The 15,511-nt window shown below is 71.2% G+C and carries 14 protein-coding genes; 3 read left to right on the top strand and 11 right to left on the bottom strand.

Features of this window, described 5'->3' with window-relative positions; translation table 11 throughout:
- The 11 genes from hemW to ACZ7SW_RS19720 all read right to left on the bottom strand — a co-directional run bounded on the left by hemW (nt 1) and on the right by ACZ7SW_RS19720 (nt 12,595).
- On the bottom strand, nt 1-1,371 hold the full coding sequence (gene hemW / locus ACZ7SW_RS19770; protein WP_470231862.1) for a radical SAM family heme chaperone HemW: 1,371 nt from the start codon (nt 1,369-1,371) through the stop codon (nt 1-3).
- On the bottom strand, nt 1,368-2,747 hold the full coding sequence (locus ACZ7SW_RS19765; protein WP_470231861.1) for a coproporphyrinogen-III oxidase family protein: 1,380 nt from the start codon (nt 2,745-2,747) through the stop codon (nt 1,368-1,370). Before ACZ7SW_RS19765 ends, hemW begins: the two co-directional genes overlap by 4 nt.
- Before the next feature lie 4 nt (nt 2,748-2,751).
- Complete coding sequence (locus ACZ7SW_RS19760; RefSeq protein WP_470231860.1) at nt 2,752-4,131, bottom strand: B12-binding domain-containing radical SAM protein; 1,380 nt, start codon at nt 4,129-4,131, stop codon at nt 2,752-2,754.
- A 1-nt stretch (nt 4,132) separates the two neighbouring features.
- A complete protein-coding gene (locus ACZ7SW_RS19755; RefSeq protein WP_470231859.1) occupies nt 4,133-4,996 on the bottom strand; it encodes a cyclase family protein in 864 nt (287 codons plus the stop codon).
- The gene (locus ACZ7SW_RS19750; RefSeq protein ID WP_470231858.1) at nt 4,993-6,201 is read right to left on the bottom strand and encodes a beta-ketoacyl synthase N-terminal-like domain-containing protein; all 1,209 of its coding nucleotides are present in this window, start codon (nt 6,199-6,201) and stop codon (nt 4,993-4,995) included. The genes ACZ7SW_RS19755 and ACZ7SW_RS19750 overlap by 4 nt, the downstream gene beginning before the upstream one ends.
- A gap of 32 nt (nt 6,202-6,233) precedes the next feature.
- Complete coding sequence (locus tag ACZ7SW_RS19745) at nt 6,234-7,475, bottom strand: beta-ketoacyl-[acyl-carrier-protein] synthase family protein (RefSeq protein ID WP_470231857.1); 1,242 nt, start codon at nt 7,473-7,475, stop codon at nt 6,234-6,236.
- On the bottom strand, nt 7,475-8,548 hold the full coding sequence (locus ACZ7SW_RS19740) for a cupin domain-containing protein (protein WP_470231856.1): 1,074 nt from the start codon (nt 8,546-8,548) through the stop codon (nt 7,475-7,477). The genes ACZ7SW_RS19745 and ACZ7SW_RS19740 overlap by 1 nt, the downstream gene beginning before the upstream one ends.
- A gap of 146 nt (nt 8,549-8,694) precedes the next feature.
- A complete protein-coding gene (locus ACZ7SW_RS19735; RefSeq protein ID WP_470231855.1) occupies nt 8,695-9,267 on the bottom strand; it encodes a TIGR03086 family metal-binding protein in 573 nt (190 codons plus the stop codon).
- A gap of 31 nt (nt 9,268-9,298) precedes the next feature.
- Nucleotides 9,299-10,312, bottom strand: coding sequence for a methyltransferase (locus ACZ7SW_RS19730; RefSeq protein ID WP_470231854.1), 1,014 nt, complete (start codon nt 10,310-10,312; stop codon nt 9,299-9,301).
- Between the two features lie 493 nt (nt 10,313-10,805).
- The gene (ribB, locus tag ACZ7SW_RS19725; protein WP_470231853.1) at nt 10,806-12,035 is read right to left on the bottom strand and encodes a 3,4-dihydroxy-2-butanone-4-phosphate synthase; all 1,230 of its coding nucleotides are present in this window, start codon (nt 12,033-12,035) and stop codon (nt 10,806-10,808) included.
- A 38-nt stretch (nt 12,036-12,073) separates the two neighbouring features.
- Nucleotides 12,074-12,595 (bottom strand): MarR family winged helix-turn-helix transcriptional regulator, encoded by a 522-nt coding sequence (locus tag ACZ7SW_RS19720; RefSeq protein ID WP_470231852.1) that lies wholly within the window; start codon nt 12,593-12,595, stop codon nt 12,074-12,076.
- A gap of 78 nt (nt 12,596-12,673) precedes the next feature.
- On the opposite strand from ACZ7SW_RS19720, the gene ACZ7SW_RS19715 reads away from it, so the two are divergent.
- From ACZ7SW_RS19715 to ACZ7SW_RS19705, 3 genes are read left to right on the top strand one after another with little or no spacing between them, the layout of a single operon-like run.
- Nucleotides 12,674-13,150: a flavin reductase family protein gene (locus ACZ7SW_RS19715; protein ID WP_470231851.1), complete on the top strand. Its 477-nt coding sequence runs from the start codon at nt 12,674-12,676 to the stop codon at nt 13,148-13,150.
- A gap of 29 nt (nt 13,151-13,179) precedes the next feature.
- Nucleotides 13,180-14,481, top strand: coding sequence for an MFS transporter (locus ACZ7SW_RS19710; RefSeq protein WP_470231850.1), 1,302 nt, complete (start codon nt 13,180-13,182; stop codon nt 14,479-14,481).
- Nucleotides 14,478-15,467: an Ldh family oxidoreductase gene (locus ACZ7SW_RS19705; protein ID WP_470231849.1), complete on the top strand. Its 990-nt coding sequence runs from the start codon at nt 14,478-14,480 to the stop codon at nt 15,465-15,467. The genes ACZ7SW_RS19710 and ACZ7SW_RS19705 overlap by 4 nt, the downstream gene beginning before the upstream one ends.
- The last annotated feature ends 44 nt before the right edge of the window (nt 15,468-15,511 follow it).

The raw sequence follows: 15,511 nt of genomic DNA, 5'->3' as shown, positions 1-15,511 counted from the left end.
TCAGCGGTCCAGCCGTTTCGGCATCTTCTGGCCGTCCTTGAGCAGCCGCCCGCGGGCGAGCACCTCGCGCGGGATCGCCTCGACCTGGGCGAAGCGCTCGGAGAAGAACTCGCGGCACACGTTGTTGCCCCAGAACACGCCCTCCTCGGTGAGCGAGATCGCCTCGTCGGTGACGACGAGCAGGCCCTGTGCGGTCAGCCGGGCGATCTGCTCGGCGAACACCTCCACCGCGTCGCGGCCGAACAGCTCGCGGAACAGGCGGCGGTCGACGCTGAACAGGCGCAGCCCCTTGGCCATCTGCCCGCACATTTCCTCGCCGCGGTCGGCCTTCGAGCCGATCAGCACCGGCAGGTCGCCGCCGTCCACGCAGCCCTCGTACTCCGCCAGCGGGCCCTTGTTGACGTACATGTACTGGCCCAGGTAGCCGAAGGCGGCCGCGCCGACGCCCAGCAGGTCGCGCTGCTCGGAGAAATACAGCACCGCGTGCTTGTTGATCTTGCCGGGGAGGGCGAAGTCGTACACCGAGTACTGCTCGTAACCGGCGTCGCGCAGCATCTGCGAGGCGAGCCGGTACAGCGTCACCTCGTGCTCGTGGTCGCCGGGGCGGGCCAGCTTGTCCTTGTCGATCAGCGAGTGCAGGCGGGTGAACGGCGGGATGATCAGCGAGAACAGGGTGACGTGGTCGTAGCGCCAGTCGATCGCCTCCTGCACGTCGGCCCGCCACTGTTCGACGGTCTGGCCGGGCAGGTTGTAGATCAGGTCGATGCCCACGTTGTCGTAGCCGGCCCGGCGGGCCAGCCGGGTCGCCTCCCGGGAGGTCTCCGGCTCCTGCGGGATCTCCAGCGTGGCGGCGAACGCGTCGTTGAACGTCTGCACGCCGAAGCTGATCCGGTTGCAGCCGGCCGCCCGCGCGGCCACGAGCTTGTCGTAGGTGAAGTTGGACGGGTTGCCCTCGATGCTGAACTCCGCGTCGTCGGCGAAGCGCAGCCGGTCCTGGCAGTGCTCGAGGAAACCGGCCATCTGCCCGGCGGTCATGCAGCTGGGCGTGCCGCCGCCGATCGCCAGGGACCCGAACGTCATCGACGACACCCGCCGGGTCTCGGCGTAGGAGGAGACCTCCGCGTTCAGCCGCAGCAGATAGGCGTCCATCTTCGCCTCGTCCATCAGCTGCTTGTTGAACGGGCAGAAGTTGCAGATCTTGTCGCAGAACGGAATGTGCACGTACATCGCGTTCTGGCCGGGCCGCGGGTTCGGCTGGTCGAGTTCCATCAGCGCGGCCAGCTCGGCGGGACGGGGCGGGGCCTCCGGCAGCGGGTAGTGCGAGACGCAGATCCGCTCGCGGCTGGCGTAGGGAATGGTCGGCGTGCTCACGCGGCACCTCCAGGGGCCTTGATTTCCAGGTCGAGCACATCCCGCTTGCGGGCGAGCGATTCGGCGAGTTTCTGCCCGACGGCCTTGATCTCGTCGGAGTAGAAGGCCTTGGCCACGTCGTAGCCGAACAACGTGCCGGTCGGCGTGAGCCGCACGCCGTCGTCGTCGACGGCGATCAGCTCCCGGTCCGCCAGCTCTTCCAGCAACGGGCCGAACAGGTCCTCGGGCCGCGCGCCGTGCCTCGCGACGAACGTGGCGCGCTTGACCTCGAGCATGCGCAGGCCCATGGCCATGGTGGCGCGGGGCTTTTCCGGTTCGGGCGTCCGCTGTCCGGCGTTGATCGGCGGCAGACCGCTCTCGGTGAGCTCGCGATAGCGTTTGAGCTCGGCGACGTTGACGTAGGTGTACTCGTTGACCGTCCCCATCGCGCCGGCTCCCAGCCCGAGCAGGTCCTCGAACTGCTCGAAGTGGATGCGCGCGTGCCGGTAGGTGACCTCCGGCAGCGAGAAGTCCGGCACGGAGGTCTGCACCAGCCCGTGGTCGCCGAGGTGGTCGGTGGCGGCCCGGGCCAGCTCCAGCTCGTGGCCGAGTTCGCCGACACTGGCGATCTTGCGCTCGTGGACGTCCCGGAACAGCTTGGTGTGCGGCATCACCGAGAGCGGGAACATGGTGACCTGCTTGACTCCAGCGGCCAGCGCGCTGTCGATGTCGGACCGGACGTGCGCCGCGGTCTGGCCGGGCAGGTTGTAGATCAGGTCGATGCTGACGTGGTCGATGCCCGCGGACTGGGCCCAGCCGATCACCCGGCGCGAGGTGTCGCCGTCCTGGGCGACGTCGCTGGCCCGGCCGATCTCTTCGTCGAAGGTCTGCACGCCGAAGCTGACCCGGTTGATCCCGGCCGCCGCGACCTGCCGGAGCTTGTCCTCCGTCACCGTGATCGGGCTGCATTCCAGCGTGAACTCCGCGTCGCCGACGAAGGAGAACCGCCGCCGCGCGTGCCCGACCAGGTCGGCCAGCTGCTCGGGCTCGAGGATGCTGGCGGTGCCGCCGCCCATGTACAGCGAGCCGAACGAAGCGCCGTCGAAGTACGCCGCGGCGGCGTAGTTGTCCATCTCCCGCTTGAGGTCGACCACGTACTGCCGGATGCGCTCCGGGTCCTGCTTGTACTTGACGAACGGGCAGAACCCGCACAGGTACTGGCAGAACGGGATGTGCATGTACATCGCCTTCGGTCCGGGCGTCGGCGCCGGCGCGGCCAGGCCCATCTGCCCGGCGATCGCGGAGTGGTCCGGCGGCGCCCACGGCATCGGGTAGCACATGATCGGGTAGCGGTCCCGTGCCGCGAACGGCAGCGCGGGTTCCCGGGTTGCTGTCATCGACTCACCCCTGTGTCTTGGAAACGCGCAGCGAACTGGCGGCCACCTCGGCCGCGAGCTTGTTCTGGTCGAAGTTCATCCGCACCATCACCTCCGGGTGCCCGTCGATGAAGGTGTCGATGAGACGGAGGATCTGCGCGCACTCGTCCCCGCCGAGTGCTTCGTCCACATAGAACAACGGCATCAGCATGTTCACGCTGCCTTCGGCCTTGCCCAGCGCGTGCCACAGCGGGGTCTGCGGGTAGAGCCGGATGCCGAAGGCGATGGTGAGCACGTGCGGACGACATTCGGCCATCGTGTCCAAAGTGGACTTCACGGTCTCGACCGTCTCCCCCGGCCCGCCCAGCAGCAGCGAGTGCACGATGCGCAGCCCGGAACGGTGCGCGCAGGCGGTGGCGTTGACGATGTCCGCGCGGCTGAAGTCCTTTTGCAGGCTGGCGAGCATCTCGTCGCAGCCGGCGTCGAGGCCGAAGTTCAGCGTCTCGCAGCCGGCCAGTTCGAACAGGTCGGTCAGCTCGTCGTCGTACTGCAACGGGTTGGTGTAGGCCATCCAGCCGACGCCGAGATCCGCTTCGATCAGCTCGCGGCAGACCGCGATCGCGTGCCGCCGGGGAAGGTTGAAGATGCTGTCGGTGATGAAGAACCGCCGCACCCCGGCCAGATCCCGGACGTGGCGCATCTCGTCCACGATCTCCTTCGGCGAGCGCAAGCGGAATCGTTTGCCCTCGATCGACGGCACCGGGCAGTAGGAACAGCGGAAGGTGCAGCCGCGTTTGGTCTGGATGCCGTAGGTCGGCTGCGGGCCGACCACTTTCGTGCTGAAGTAGCGCGGATCCGGCACGAAGGTGCGCGGGGCCCGGATGCTCGCCGGATCGGCGACCCGCGCCGGTTCGGCCGCGACCAGTTCGCCGTCGACCAGCCGGATCAGGCCGGGCGCGCTGTCGATCGGCTCGCCCTTGCCGAGCGCGTCGGCCAGCGCCACGATCGCCGGTTCGCCCTCGCCCACCACGCCGAGGTCGACGCCCAGCACCTTCATGATTTCGGTGGGCATCAGCGAAAAAGCCGAGCCGCCCAGCACGACCGGCGCGGCCGAACTGTCGCGGCAGGCCTCGATCACGACGCGGACGTCGCCGAGATTTCCCCGGTAGCGCAGGTAAGTCTCGTTGTCCACGTTGCGGATGGACACCCCGATCAGCGCCGGATCGAACTCCCGGACGGTGGCGGCGACCAATGGCCCGAGCCGCTCGTCCGGTTCGAAGCACAGATCGAGGATCCGCGCCTCGTGCCCGGCTTCGAGCAGGGCGTTCTGGAGGTAGGCCACGCCGGCGGGCACCGCGTAGGACGGGCGGGACTCCCGGTTGGTGGCGATCAGCAGGACGCGCATGTCACCCCTCACTGTTCCCGGCGGGCACGAGCGCGACCGGCCGCGCCCAGCCGGCACCGGCGTCTCGGACGTTGATCGGCAGGCAGCACACGGTGAAGCCGGTCGGCCGCGGCAGCCGGCCGAGGCGGCCCATCCGTTCGATCTGGAGGTATTCGCGGCGGCGGCCGAACAGGTGGCACGGCCACAGATGCTCGCGGTCGCCGGTGCGGTAGTAGCGTTCGATCATGACCCCGGCGGGCAGGTCGAAACCCGCCGCGTCGGTGCCGATGACCTTGATCCCGCGGTCCAGCAGGAATTCGAGGGCGGGCACGGTCATGCCCGGATGGCCGCCGAAGTAGGCGGGGGTCGGCCACAGCCGGTCGGATCCGGTGCGCAGCAGCACGATCTCGCCGGGCGAGAGCTCGTGGCCGATGCGGTCCAGCTCGGCGGCGAGGTCGTCCGCGGTGATCGACTCGCCCGCCTCGCGGTGGGTGAGCGTCAGCACCACGCCGGGGCCGACGCACCAGTCGAGCGGGATCTCGTGGATCCGCTTGGCGGCGCTGCCCTCGCACGTCGGTCCATAGTGGAACGGCGCGTCCATGTGGGTGCCCGCGTGCACCGACAGCGTCAGGAATTCGTTGCCGAGGAACAATCCGTCCGGGAAGCTGCGCTCGTCGATCCGCCTGCGGCCGGTGAGATAGCCCGCCGCGCGCCGCATCCGGGTCGCGAGCGGCAGCTGCCGGGAGAAGGCCGCCTTGCGCCCGATCCGGCGCGGGCCGTCGGCGTGCGTCCACGGTTTGATCCGGACCACGCCCGGGTCGAACGGAAGGTCGGCGACCGGCATGCTGAGGTCGATGATCGTGGTGGCACTGTCCACTGTGGTCATGCCCGGCCCCCGATCGACTTGAGCACGGCCGCGGCGTTGAACCCGCCCGCTCCCCGGGCGATGACGAGCGCGGTGTTCAGTCCCGCGGCGAAGCACGGCTCGCCCGCCACCGCCAGCGGCCCGTCGCCGCCGCCCAGCGCGGGCGGTGCGATGTCGTAGGCCAAAGCCTGTGCGGCCCAGCACAAATCCAGCAGGGCTCCGGCGGAGTTGAGGCGGCCGGTCATGGTTTTCGGCACCGCGACCGGCACGTCGGCGAACCCGTCGCCGAAGCAGGCACGCAGGGCGGCCAGTTCCAGGCTGTCCCAGTCGGAGGCGCCGTTGCCGTCGGCGAACACCACGTCGACCTCGTCCGGAGTGACGTCGGCCCGGCGCAGCGCGCGGGTGATCGCGGCGACCAGAGCGCCGGGAGCGCGCGGAGGAAGGGTCTGGTCGTGGGCGTCGTGAGTGCTGACGACGGCGGCGATTTCGCAGTAGCGGCCGGGTGCGTTCCGCGCGGTCGCCGATTCCAGGGTCTCGACGAGCAGAGCGGCACCGCCCTCGCCGAGCACTCCGCCGGTGGCGGGAGTGCGGAACGGATGGTACTCCCCCGACCGGCTCAGGTCGGCCCGCCGCTGGTGGCACACCATCGAGTAAGGCGAGAACGGCGCTTCGCCGCCGGCCACGAGGATCCGCTGGCCCGGGTCGGTGCGGAGCATCCGCAGGGCCGCGCCCGCCGCGGCGAGCCCTCCCGCGCCGTCCGCCGCGGTCACCGCGCAACGCCCCCGCAAACCGTGCCGGATGGACAGCTGGCCGGCGCTGGCGGCGTAGAACCAGGCGATGGACTGGTAGGCGGTGACCGCCCGCGGCCCCCGGGACCAGAGCGACTGCAGCTCCCGCTGCCCGAAGACGTTGCCGCCGGTGGAACTCGGCGTGACGACCGAAAGGCCGTAGGGATCGGCGAGACCGAGGTCGAGTTCGGCATCGGCGAAACAGAGCTGGGCGGCGGCCAGGCAGAACCAGGTCCACCGATCGGTCTGAACCCGTTGCTGGGCAAGGACGAACTGGTCCGGGTCGAAGTCGGGCACCTGGCCGCCGAAGCACAGCCCGGACCCGCCATGCACCTCGGGCGGCAACGGGGCGATGCCGCTCTGCTTGGCCAGCGTGGCCTTCCACTGCTGCTGGGTGCCGACGCCGTTCGGCGCGACGACGCCGAGGCCGGTGATCACGATGGGATTCCCGGTGGTATTAGCGGTAGGAGTCACGAGTTCCCGCCCGACAGTTCCGAGAGCACCATCGCCGACTGGAAACCGCCGAATCCGCTGCCGACCGACAACGCGTGCCGGACCCGGTGCTCCCGCGCGACCAGCGGCACGTAGTCGAGATCGCATTCGGGGGACGGAGTGCGCAGGTTCGCGGTCGGCGGGACCACGCCGTCGCGGATCGCCAGCGCGCAGGCGGCCGTTTCGATGGCCCCGATGGCGCCGAGCGAATGCCCGACCACGGCTTTGATCGAGCTGATCGGCGTGCGGCGGGCGTGGTCGCCGAGGGCCAGTTTGAACGCGGCGGTCTCGTGCCGGTCGTTCTGTTTCGTGCCGGAGCCGTGCGCGCTGAGGTAGTCGATCCGCTCCGGCGCGAGCCGGGCTTGCCGCAGCGCGATCCGGATCGCTTCGGCCATCTCGCACCCGTCCGCCTTGAGGCCGGTCATGTGGAACGAGTTGGCGCGGCCCGCGTAACCGGACAGTTCGCAGTAGACGCGCGCGCCCCGCCGCCGCGCCGCCGACAGCTCTTCCAGCACCAGCACGGCCGCGCCTTCGCCCAGCACGAACCCCGCCCGCGTGGCGTCGAACGGACGGGAAGCGCGCACCGGGTCGTCGTTGAGCGGGCTGGTGGCGCGGATGGCGTCGAACGAGGCCGCGGTGATCGGGGTGACCGGCGCGTCGGACGCGCCGGCGAGCACGACGTCGGCCTCGCCGTCCAGGATCATCTCGTGGGCCAAGCCGATGGCGTCGATGCCCGAGGTGCAGCCGGTGGACACCGTCACGACCGGTCCGCAGGCGTGCAGCCGGATCGCCGTCTCGGCCGCCAGGCTGGACGGCACCAGCGCCGGATACAGGTCGCCGGTCACCCGCGAGCCGTCGACTGTCCACATGCGACCGTTGCCGCTCGCCAGCGCGTACTGCTCCTCCAGCCGGACCGAGGCGCCGACGGCGGTGCCCATGCTCACCCCGACCGAGAACGGGTCCAGCGCGGACAGGTCGATCGCCGCGTCGGCGACCGCCTCGTCCGCGGCCGCCAGCGCCATCGCGACGTAGCGGTCCTCGTGCAGGTCCGGCACGTCGTCGCATTCGGCGGCGATCCGGGACCGAAAGGGGGACGGGTCGAAGGCGGTGATCGTGCGGATCGCCGGGCGGCCGGACAGCACCCGCTGCCAGAACGCCTCCCGGTCCGGACCGCCGGGCGCGAAGACGCCGACCCCGGTCACCGCGGTGCGACGGGGCATCACCGCGCTCCGGACTCGGTGTCCACGTGCCCGAGTTCGGGGCTGGGGGCCAGCGGGCTCAGCGCGAACACCGCCGTCAGCGGGCCGTCGCCGGCGTTGCGCAGCCGGTGCCGGACGTCGCGCGGCACCAGCAGCCCCTCGCGGGGTCCCAGCGGGACCGGCGTGCCGTCGAGGTCGATCTCGGCCCGTCCGGACACCACCAGCAGGTGCTCCTCGGAGTAGGGATGCCGGTGTTCGGCGATCCGCTCGCCGGGGGCCAGTTCGACGAATCCGCTGATGCCGTAGGCGGATCCGCAGGCCGCCGGGCCGATCAGGGTGCGCATGTCGCCGCCGCGCCCGCGCACCGAAGGCGTGTCCTCCCAGGTCCGCCTGCGGCCCCGGCACTGTTCGATCCGGCGGGCGATGACCTCCATCTGGGCCGCGGAGTTCGTGTCGAGCCGGCGGGCCATCGCGGCGTCGTCCAGCGGCGCGGACGGCTTCATCCGGAACTCCTGCGCCCACGTCATGCGGGTGCGGTCCTTCTCCAGCGGTTCGAAAGTCCAGCGCAGCCGCATGAACTCGAAGTTGCCTCGCTCGATCCGCCAGGCGCGGACCGTCCAGTTGTCCCGGTTCCAGCGGCGGCGCGAGACCCAGGACCAGCTGACGCCGTTCGCGTCCGGGCGCAAGGTGAGCCGGAAGGTCACCCAGTTCTCGCCCTCGGCCAGCACTTCCACCGCGGCGTACTCAGTGAACAGTTCCGTCCAGCGGCGAACGTCGTTGACCGCGTTCCACACGTAGCCGATCGGAGCGGCGATCTCCACCTGGTTCTCGACACGGGCCGGCGTCCGCGGCGCGGCGAGGCCGCCGATGATCTCTCCCAGCGCGACCGGGGTCGTCTCCGCGGTCAGCAGGTCCTCGATGTCGCTGCCGTAGCGGTCCTGCACTCGTTTCGAGATTTCCAGCCGGGCCAGCGAATCCACGCCGAGATCGCCGAAACAGGTGTGCCCGTCCCGCGCCAGGACCTTCGTGCCCACCGCACCGAGCAGATCCTCGACCTCGCCCGTCACCGCACTGCCGTCTTCGGTCGCCGCCACAGCCGATCCCCTTCCCGCCAGGGCTCGCCGCCCCACCGGGAAGAGATTCGCAGCCGGCGGGTCCGGCTGGCATCGCCCGCTGGTCGGCCAGCAGCGCGACCGCCGGGAGGAGATCGGGCGGGAGGGCGTCCTCCGCCGGGAGGAGGTCAGTCCACAGTGGACGGACGGCGGCCGAGGAAGCCGGCGAGGCGGTCCAGCGGCGGCGCGTCGCCGGGCACGGGCGCCGGGGCCGCGAACATGTAGGGCTGGCGCAGATCCTGCTCGCTGTGCCCGCGCGCGATGCCGTCCACGGCCTGGACAAGCTCGTCGCCGAAGGGATTCTTCTGCCCGGTGGCGGTGGCGAGATCCCAGCCGTGCACCACGTGTTCCAGCACCAGATAACCGAGCAGGGCGCGGCCGGGCATCGGCCCCCACGGCATCGGATGCTCGGCGGCGAGCACTTCTTCGCGCGACCACACGCCGACCGCCCGGACGGCCGCGGCCCGGTAAGCGGCGAACACGTCGGCCCCGGCGAGTCCGACGGTCAGCTCGGAGTCGAATCGCTTGGCGTCCACCAGATCGGCGTACTGGATCAGGCTTTCGACCACGTGCTCCACGACGCCCAGCGCGGTGAAGTCCGGGCACGGCGTCGGCAGCCGCCACTGGTCCGGCGCCACCGCGCGAACGAGGCCGCCGAATCCCTCGGCGGCCTCGTCCAGCATCCCTGCCAGCTCTGTCATCGCGCCACTGAACCACCCGGCGGCGGCGAGGTCAAACCTCCTGCGCGGCCACGGATTCGATCACCTGCAGCCCGTGCAGGACCGGCGTGGCAGCGGTGCCGCGCAGCCCGGCCCGGCTGAGCAGGGCGCGGAACTCGTCGCCGGTCCGCTCCCGGCCGCCGGTGCCGACGAGCATGGTCAGATCCGACAGCGCGGACGCCAGATCCGGCTCGCCGGCAACCACCCGTTCGAGTAACAGAACCTTGCCGTCCGGCTTCATCGCGCGGCGGCAGCGGGCGAGAATGTCCACTGTGCGCTCGTCGTCCCAATCGTGCACCACCCGGGACAGCAGATACGTGTCGTACCCGGCGGGAACCTCGCCGAAAAGATCGCCGCCGACGATCTCGCACCGATCCCGCACCGGCGCGAGCGCCTCGGCGCCGGCCACCGTCCGCGGCAGGTCGAACAGCACGCCCCGGATGCCCGGGAACGCCTGGAGGATCGACGCCAGCATCCGCCCGTGCCCGCCGCCGACGTCGACGACCGTGCCGGCCGAGGAGAAGTCGTACGCCCGGACCAACGCGGCCGAGCTCATCGCCGTCAATTCGGACATGATGTTGTTGAACAGCGCCGCGGTCTCCGGATGCTGTTCCCGGTACTGCCACACGTCCGTGCCGAACACGTGCGGGTAAGCCGGTTCTCCCGTCCGGACGCAGTGCAGCAGGGACCCCCACACGCTCCAGGTCGCGTGATCGCCGAAGAACAAGGCCCGGTTGCGCGCCGAACCAGGCACGCCCGCGCGCAGCAACTGCCCGGCAGCGGTCAGCACGAACCGGCCGCCGGGCTCGGTCGCGAGCAGATCGGCGGCCGCCAGGGCCAGCAGCAACCGGTGCAGCGCGGCCGGATCCGCGCCAGTCGCCTCCGCCAGCGCAGCCCCGGTCGACGGCCCGTCGGCCAGGAGATCGGCAACACCCAGCCGGGCGGCGGCGTACACCGTCTGAGTGAGCTGGAAGCCCTGGATACAGCGCTGCACCACCGCTTGCGGTGGCAACTCGACACCTGGCATGGCCGTTCTTCCTCTCGCCGCGGTACCTGCGCCCACAGTGAGTCACCAGGCCTGCCGCGGCGGCATCGCCCGGGCTGAGGAAAGTGCCTTGTCTCTCGGGAGGATGCGCGGGGCTGTCGGCTCGTCTTCGGGGAGGAGAGGGGCGGTCACTGGCCGAAGGACGGACGCCCGCCCTCCTGCGGCAATTGCGTGCGCGACGCTTGGTGGCGCGACCTGGATCGCCGGGCACCGGCGGCGACCCTAGGTTCCTGGCCTGGCCTCGCCGATCCGGTCATCGGCCACGCCGTGCGCGCGCCGCAGGACTGGGCGTATGCCTGGTGCCCGAAATGGCCGCACTGTCCATCCCGGCCGGGGTGACCACCATCGACGTCGACGGCCCGGGCTGGCTCGACCGGACGACCGTGGCCGTCACCTCGCCGGAACCGGCGCGCAAACCCGGACAAGAATCCGGTGAGCCGCGGCCCCGATTCGGCAGCACCGCTACGGGATCGGCTCAGCGCCGGTCGCCAGAGAGCTTGTGCTCGTCGAACAGATGGCCCATCCGCCGCTGCTTGGCAGCCAGATAGCGAAGATTCGCGGGCGTCGCACCAACGCTGAGCGAAAGCCTGCGCACGACAGAAACCCCGCCCTCCTCCAAACCCCGGACCTTGCCGGGATTGTTGGTGAGAACCCGCGCCCGAACGATGCCGAGATCGCCCAGGATCGCCGCGGCGGCGCCGTATTCGCGGGCGTCAGCCGGTTCTCCCAGGCGGAGATTGGCGTCCACTGTGTCCAGTCCCCGGTCCTGAAGTTCGTACGCCGCCAGCTTTTTCGCCAGCCCGATCGCCCGGCCCTCGTGTCCGCGCAGGTACACCAGCACCCCGCCGTCGCGGCCGATTCTTGCGAGCGCGGCGTGCAGTTGCGGGCCGCAGTCGCAGCGGGCCGAGCCGAGGGATTCGCCGGTGAGGCATTCGGAGTGCACGCGTACGGTCGCCTCGTCCCGGAGCTCGCCCCGGACGAGCGCGAGGTGCTCGGCACCGGTGCGCAGGTCCAGGTAGCCCAGCGCGCGGAAGCGGCCGTACCGGGTCGGAAGTTCGGTTTCGGCGGTCCGCACCACGCGTGGCTCTTCGCCGGCGGGCAGCGGATTCCGGCGGCGATAGGAGATCAGGTCCGCGATGCTCAGCGCGGGCAGGCCGAACCGGCGCGCCAGGTCGTCGACGCCGGGGCCGCGGAGCATCGATCCGTCGTCGGCCACCAGTTCGGCGATCGCCGCGACCGGCGGAACGCCCGCGAGCCGGCACAGCTCGACCGCCGCTTCCGTATGCCCCGGCCGTTCCAGGACCCCGCCCGCTCGCGCGCGCAGCGGCAGGACGTGCCCAGGACGGACGAAATCCGATCCGGCGGCCGCCGGATCGGCGAGCAGCCGCAGGGTGCGGGCCCGGTCCGCGGCGCTGATCCCGGTGGTCACCCCGGTTTTCGCGTCCACAGTCACGGTATAAGCGGTGCCGCGGGGGTCCTCGTTGCGCGACACCATCGGCGGCAGCCGGAGCCCCGCCGCGCGGTGCGGAGTCATGGGCGCGCACAGCAATCCGGAGGTGTGCCGCACAGTCCACGCGACCCAGTGCTCCGTCGCGGCGTGCGCGGCCAGCACCACGTCGCCCTCGTTCTCGCGGTCGGCGGCGTCGGTGACGAGCACCGGCCCGCCCTCGCGCAGCGCTTCCAGCGCCATGGTCATTCGGTCCATGGCACCAGTATAAGCATGCTTACATCAAGGCAGCCTGCTTACTCTTCGCCGCGATCCATCTCCCGGAGTTCGCCCTCGACGACGACCGCCGCCTGGCGCAGCTGACGGTCGGCGGCGACGATCTCGTCGCGGCCGAGCACCGCGCCCAGGGTGTCGCTGATCCTGAGCACCTCCGTGCCCATCTCCTCGAGCGCGGCGAGACCGGCCGCCGTGACCTCCAGCGACAGAGCCCGCTCGCTTTCGGGATGCGCGCCGCGGGCGACGAACCCGCGCTTCTCCATCTGGGTCACGATGCGCGTCATCGTCTGCGGGCGCGCATAACAGCGCCGGGACAGCTGAGCCAGCGTCAGATGTGGCTGGTTGGCCAGGATCCGGAGCGCGGTGTAGCTGGACAGCGTCATGTTCCAGGGCCGCAGCCGCGCGTTCCCGATCCGCGAGACCGCGCGCTCGAACCGGAACACGGCGTCGATCAGGGAGGACGCCTCGTCCATGCCGGTCGCCGCGCGCGCGGGCGAACGGCCGTCGTCGAACGGATCTACGTAAGGCAAGGGATCGGTCACCCCCGCAGCGTAGAGCGCCCGGGGCGGCCGTGCATAAGCATGCTTGCATTTGCGTCCGCACGCTTATATGGTCTAAGCATGCTTACATCAACTCGGTTCCGCTCCGCGCTGGGGCATTTCCCCAGCGGCGTCGTGGCGATCACCGGGCGGGACACCGGCGGCCGCCCGGCGGGCATGGCCGTTTCGTCGTTCACGTCGGTCTCGCTCGACCCGCCGCTGGTCGCGTTCCTGCCCGGCAAGACGTCCTCGACGTTCCCGGCGCTGGCCCGGCGCGGCACGTTCTGCGCCAACGTCCTGGCCGCCGGGCAGGAGGACGTCTGCCGCGCGCTTTCGGTCTCCGGCGGGGACAAATTCGCCGGCGTGCGCTGGCGTGCGGGGCCGCACGGCGATCCGGTGCTCGACGGCGCGGTGGCCTGGATCGCCTGCACGATCGAGGCCGTGCACGACGCGGGCGACCACCGCCTCGTCCTCGGCCGCGTCGACGATCTGGCCGCCGACACCGCGGCCGAGCCGCTGCTGTTCTTCCGCAGCCAGTACCACCGCCTCGCGGCCTGATCACCCCGACCTCAACGGAGAGGCGCCTCATGACCACCTCGGCAGAAGCAAGACGCACGACGCTCGCGGCCTCGATCGGCAACACGGTGGAGACCTACGACTACGCCGTCTACGGATTCCTCTCCGCCGTGCTGGCCAAGGTCTTCTTCCCGGCCGCGAGCACCGGGGCCGGACTGCTGTCGTCGTTCGCGGTGTTCGGCTCGGCGTTCCTGGCGCGTCCCGCCGGGGCACTGGTGTTCGGCCCGATCGCGGACCGGCTGGGCCGGCGTCCCGCGCTCGTGGCGTCGCTGCTGCTGATGGCCGGCGGGAGCACGCTGATCGGCCTGCTGCCCTCGACCGGGTCGATCGGCGTCGCCGCGCCGATCCTGCTGGTGCTGTTGCGGTTCACGCAGGGACTGGCCGGCGGCGGCGAGTTCACCACGGCGATCATCTACGTCGCCGAGTTCGCCCCGCCCGATCGTCGCGGCGCGCTGTCCAGCCGCGTACAGGCCGGCAGCCTCGCCGGGTTCCTGCTGGGCGCGGTCGTCGTGCTGGCGCTGAACGCCGCGCTGACCCCGGCGCAAATGCTCGCTTGGGGATGGCGGGTGCCGTTCCTGCTGGCGCTGCCCATCGGCGGCATCGGTCTCTACCTGCGCAGCCGGTTCGGCGAGACCCCGGAGTTCCTCGACGCCCGCAACCGGCCGTCCGCGTCGGACCCGGCGGCGGACCGGCAATGGTCGTCTGTGCTCCTGCTCGTCGGCGTGTCCGTGCTGCACATCGTCGGCGTCTACATGGTCTACACCTATGTGCAGAGCTACCTCATCCAGTCGCGCTTGTCCGCGGTCGCCGCGACCGCCGTGATCGCGTTCGCGCTGCTGGCCGGTGTCTTTCTCGTGCTCGCCGGCGGCCGGGCCGCAGACGGGAAAGGGCGTCCGAAAGTCCTGCTGGCGTCCTCGCTCGCCGTGCTCGTGGTGACCTACCCGTTGTTCGCCGCGCTGGCCAGCACCCCTCCCCTGTGGCTGGTCATCGTGTGCACCGTGGCGCTGTCGGCCGGCCCGGCGTTCTACTCGGGCGTCGCACCGATCACCTACGTCCAGCTCATTCCCGTGCGCAGGCGCGGCAGCCTCGTCGGACTCTCCTACAACGTCACCGTCGGCATCCTCGGCGGTTCGGCGGTCTTCATCTGCCAGGCGCTGGTCGAGCTGACCGGCGACCGCCGCTCCCCCGCGTACCTGCTGGTGGCCGCTGCCGCCGCCAGCGCGCTCGCCGCGCTCGCGCTCGTCCGGCGCGCGGCTAGAACCCCCGCGCCCTCCCCGTCCGCCCTTCCCCTGACCGCGGAGTCCGGCTCATGACCACCTTGCCCCTGACCGACGCGCACGGCCTCGCCCTGGCCGCCATGACCAAAGCCGGCCACACACCGGAAGAGGCGGGCGTCATCGCCGATCACCTGCTCGACTGCGAACTGCGCGGCCTGACGTTCGGCGGGCTCGCCCGCGCACTGTCCATTGTGGAGCGGATCCGCGCCGCGACCGAGGCGCCGCGACCGATCCGGATCATCGCCGAGACCCCGGTGTCGGCGACCCTCGACGGCGGCGACCAGGTGGGCTACCTGGTCGGCATGCGCGCGCTGGACCTGGCGGCGGAGAAGGCCCGCACGCACGGGATGACCGTCGTCGGCGCCCGCAACACCTGGTACACCGGCATGTTCTCCTACTACCTGGAGAAAGCGGCCGCGGCCGGGCTCGCCGGGATGATCGCGGGCAGCGGACCCGCGGTCGTCGCCCCGCAGGGCGGCACCGAGGGAAGGTTCGGCACGAACCCGATCGCGTTCGGCTTCCCCGCCGCGCCGGCCCCGGTCATCTGGGACATCGGCACCTCCGCCGTGATGTACGGCGACGTGGTGCTGAAAGCGCGGCTCGGCGAGGAACTCGAGGCGGGCCAAGCCTTCGACGCCGCCGGGGCTCCCACGCTCGACCCCGCGGCCGCGCTGGGCGGCGCCTTCGCCGGGTGGGGCGGGCACAAGGGTTCCGGGCTGGCCATGACGGTGCAGTTGCTCGGCATGATGAGCGGCGCGGCCGCGGCCCCGCCGGGAATCTCGGACTGCGGGTTCTTCGTGCTGCTGATCGATCCGGCCGCCCTCACCGACGCGGACGACTACCGCCGGCGCGTCAGCGAGTACGCCGCGTCGATCCGCGCGACCCGGCCCGTCGAAGGGGGTCCCGCCGTCCGGGTCCCGTTCGACCGCTCCGTCGCCTGCCGCGAGGAAGCGTTGCGGCGTGGCTCGGTCGAGGTGCCGGAAGCGGTCGTCGCGGCCCTGCGGAAGATCGCGGACGAGTGACCGCGCGGACGACTTCCGGATCGGCCCGTCGCCGTCGGGACGGC

Source organism: Amycolatopsis sp. NPDC114484, assembly GCF_055633755.1.
This window is presented reverse-complemented; position numbering and strand designations above follow the sequence as displayed.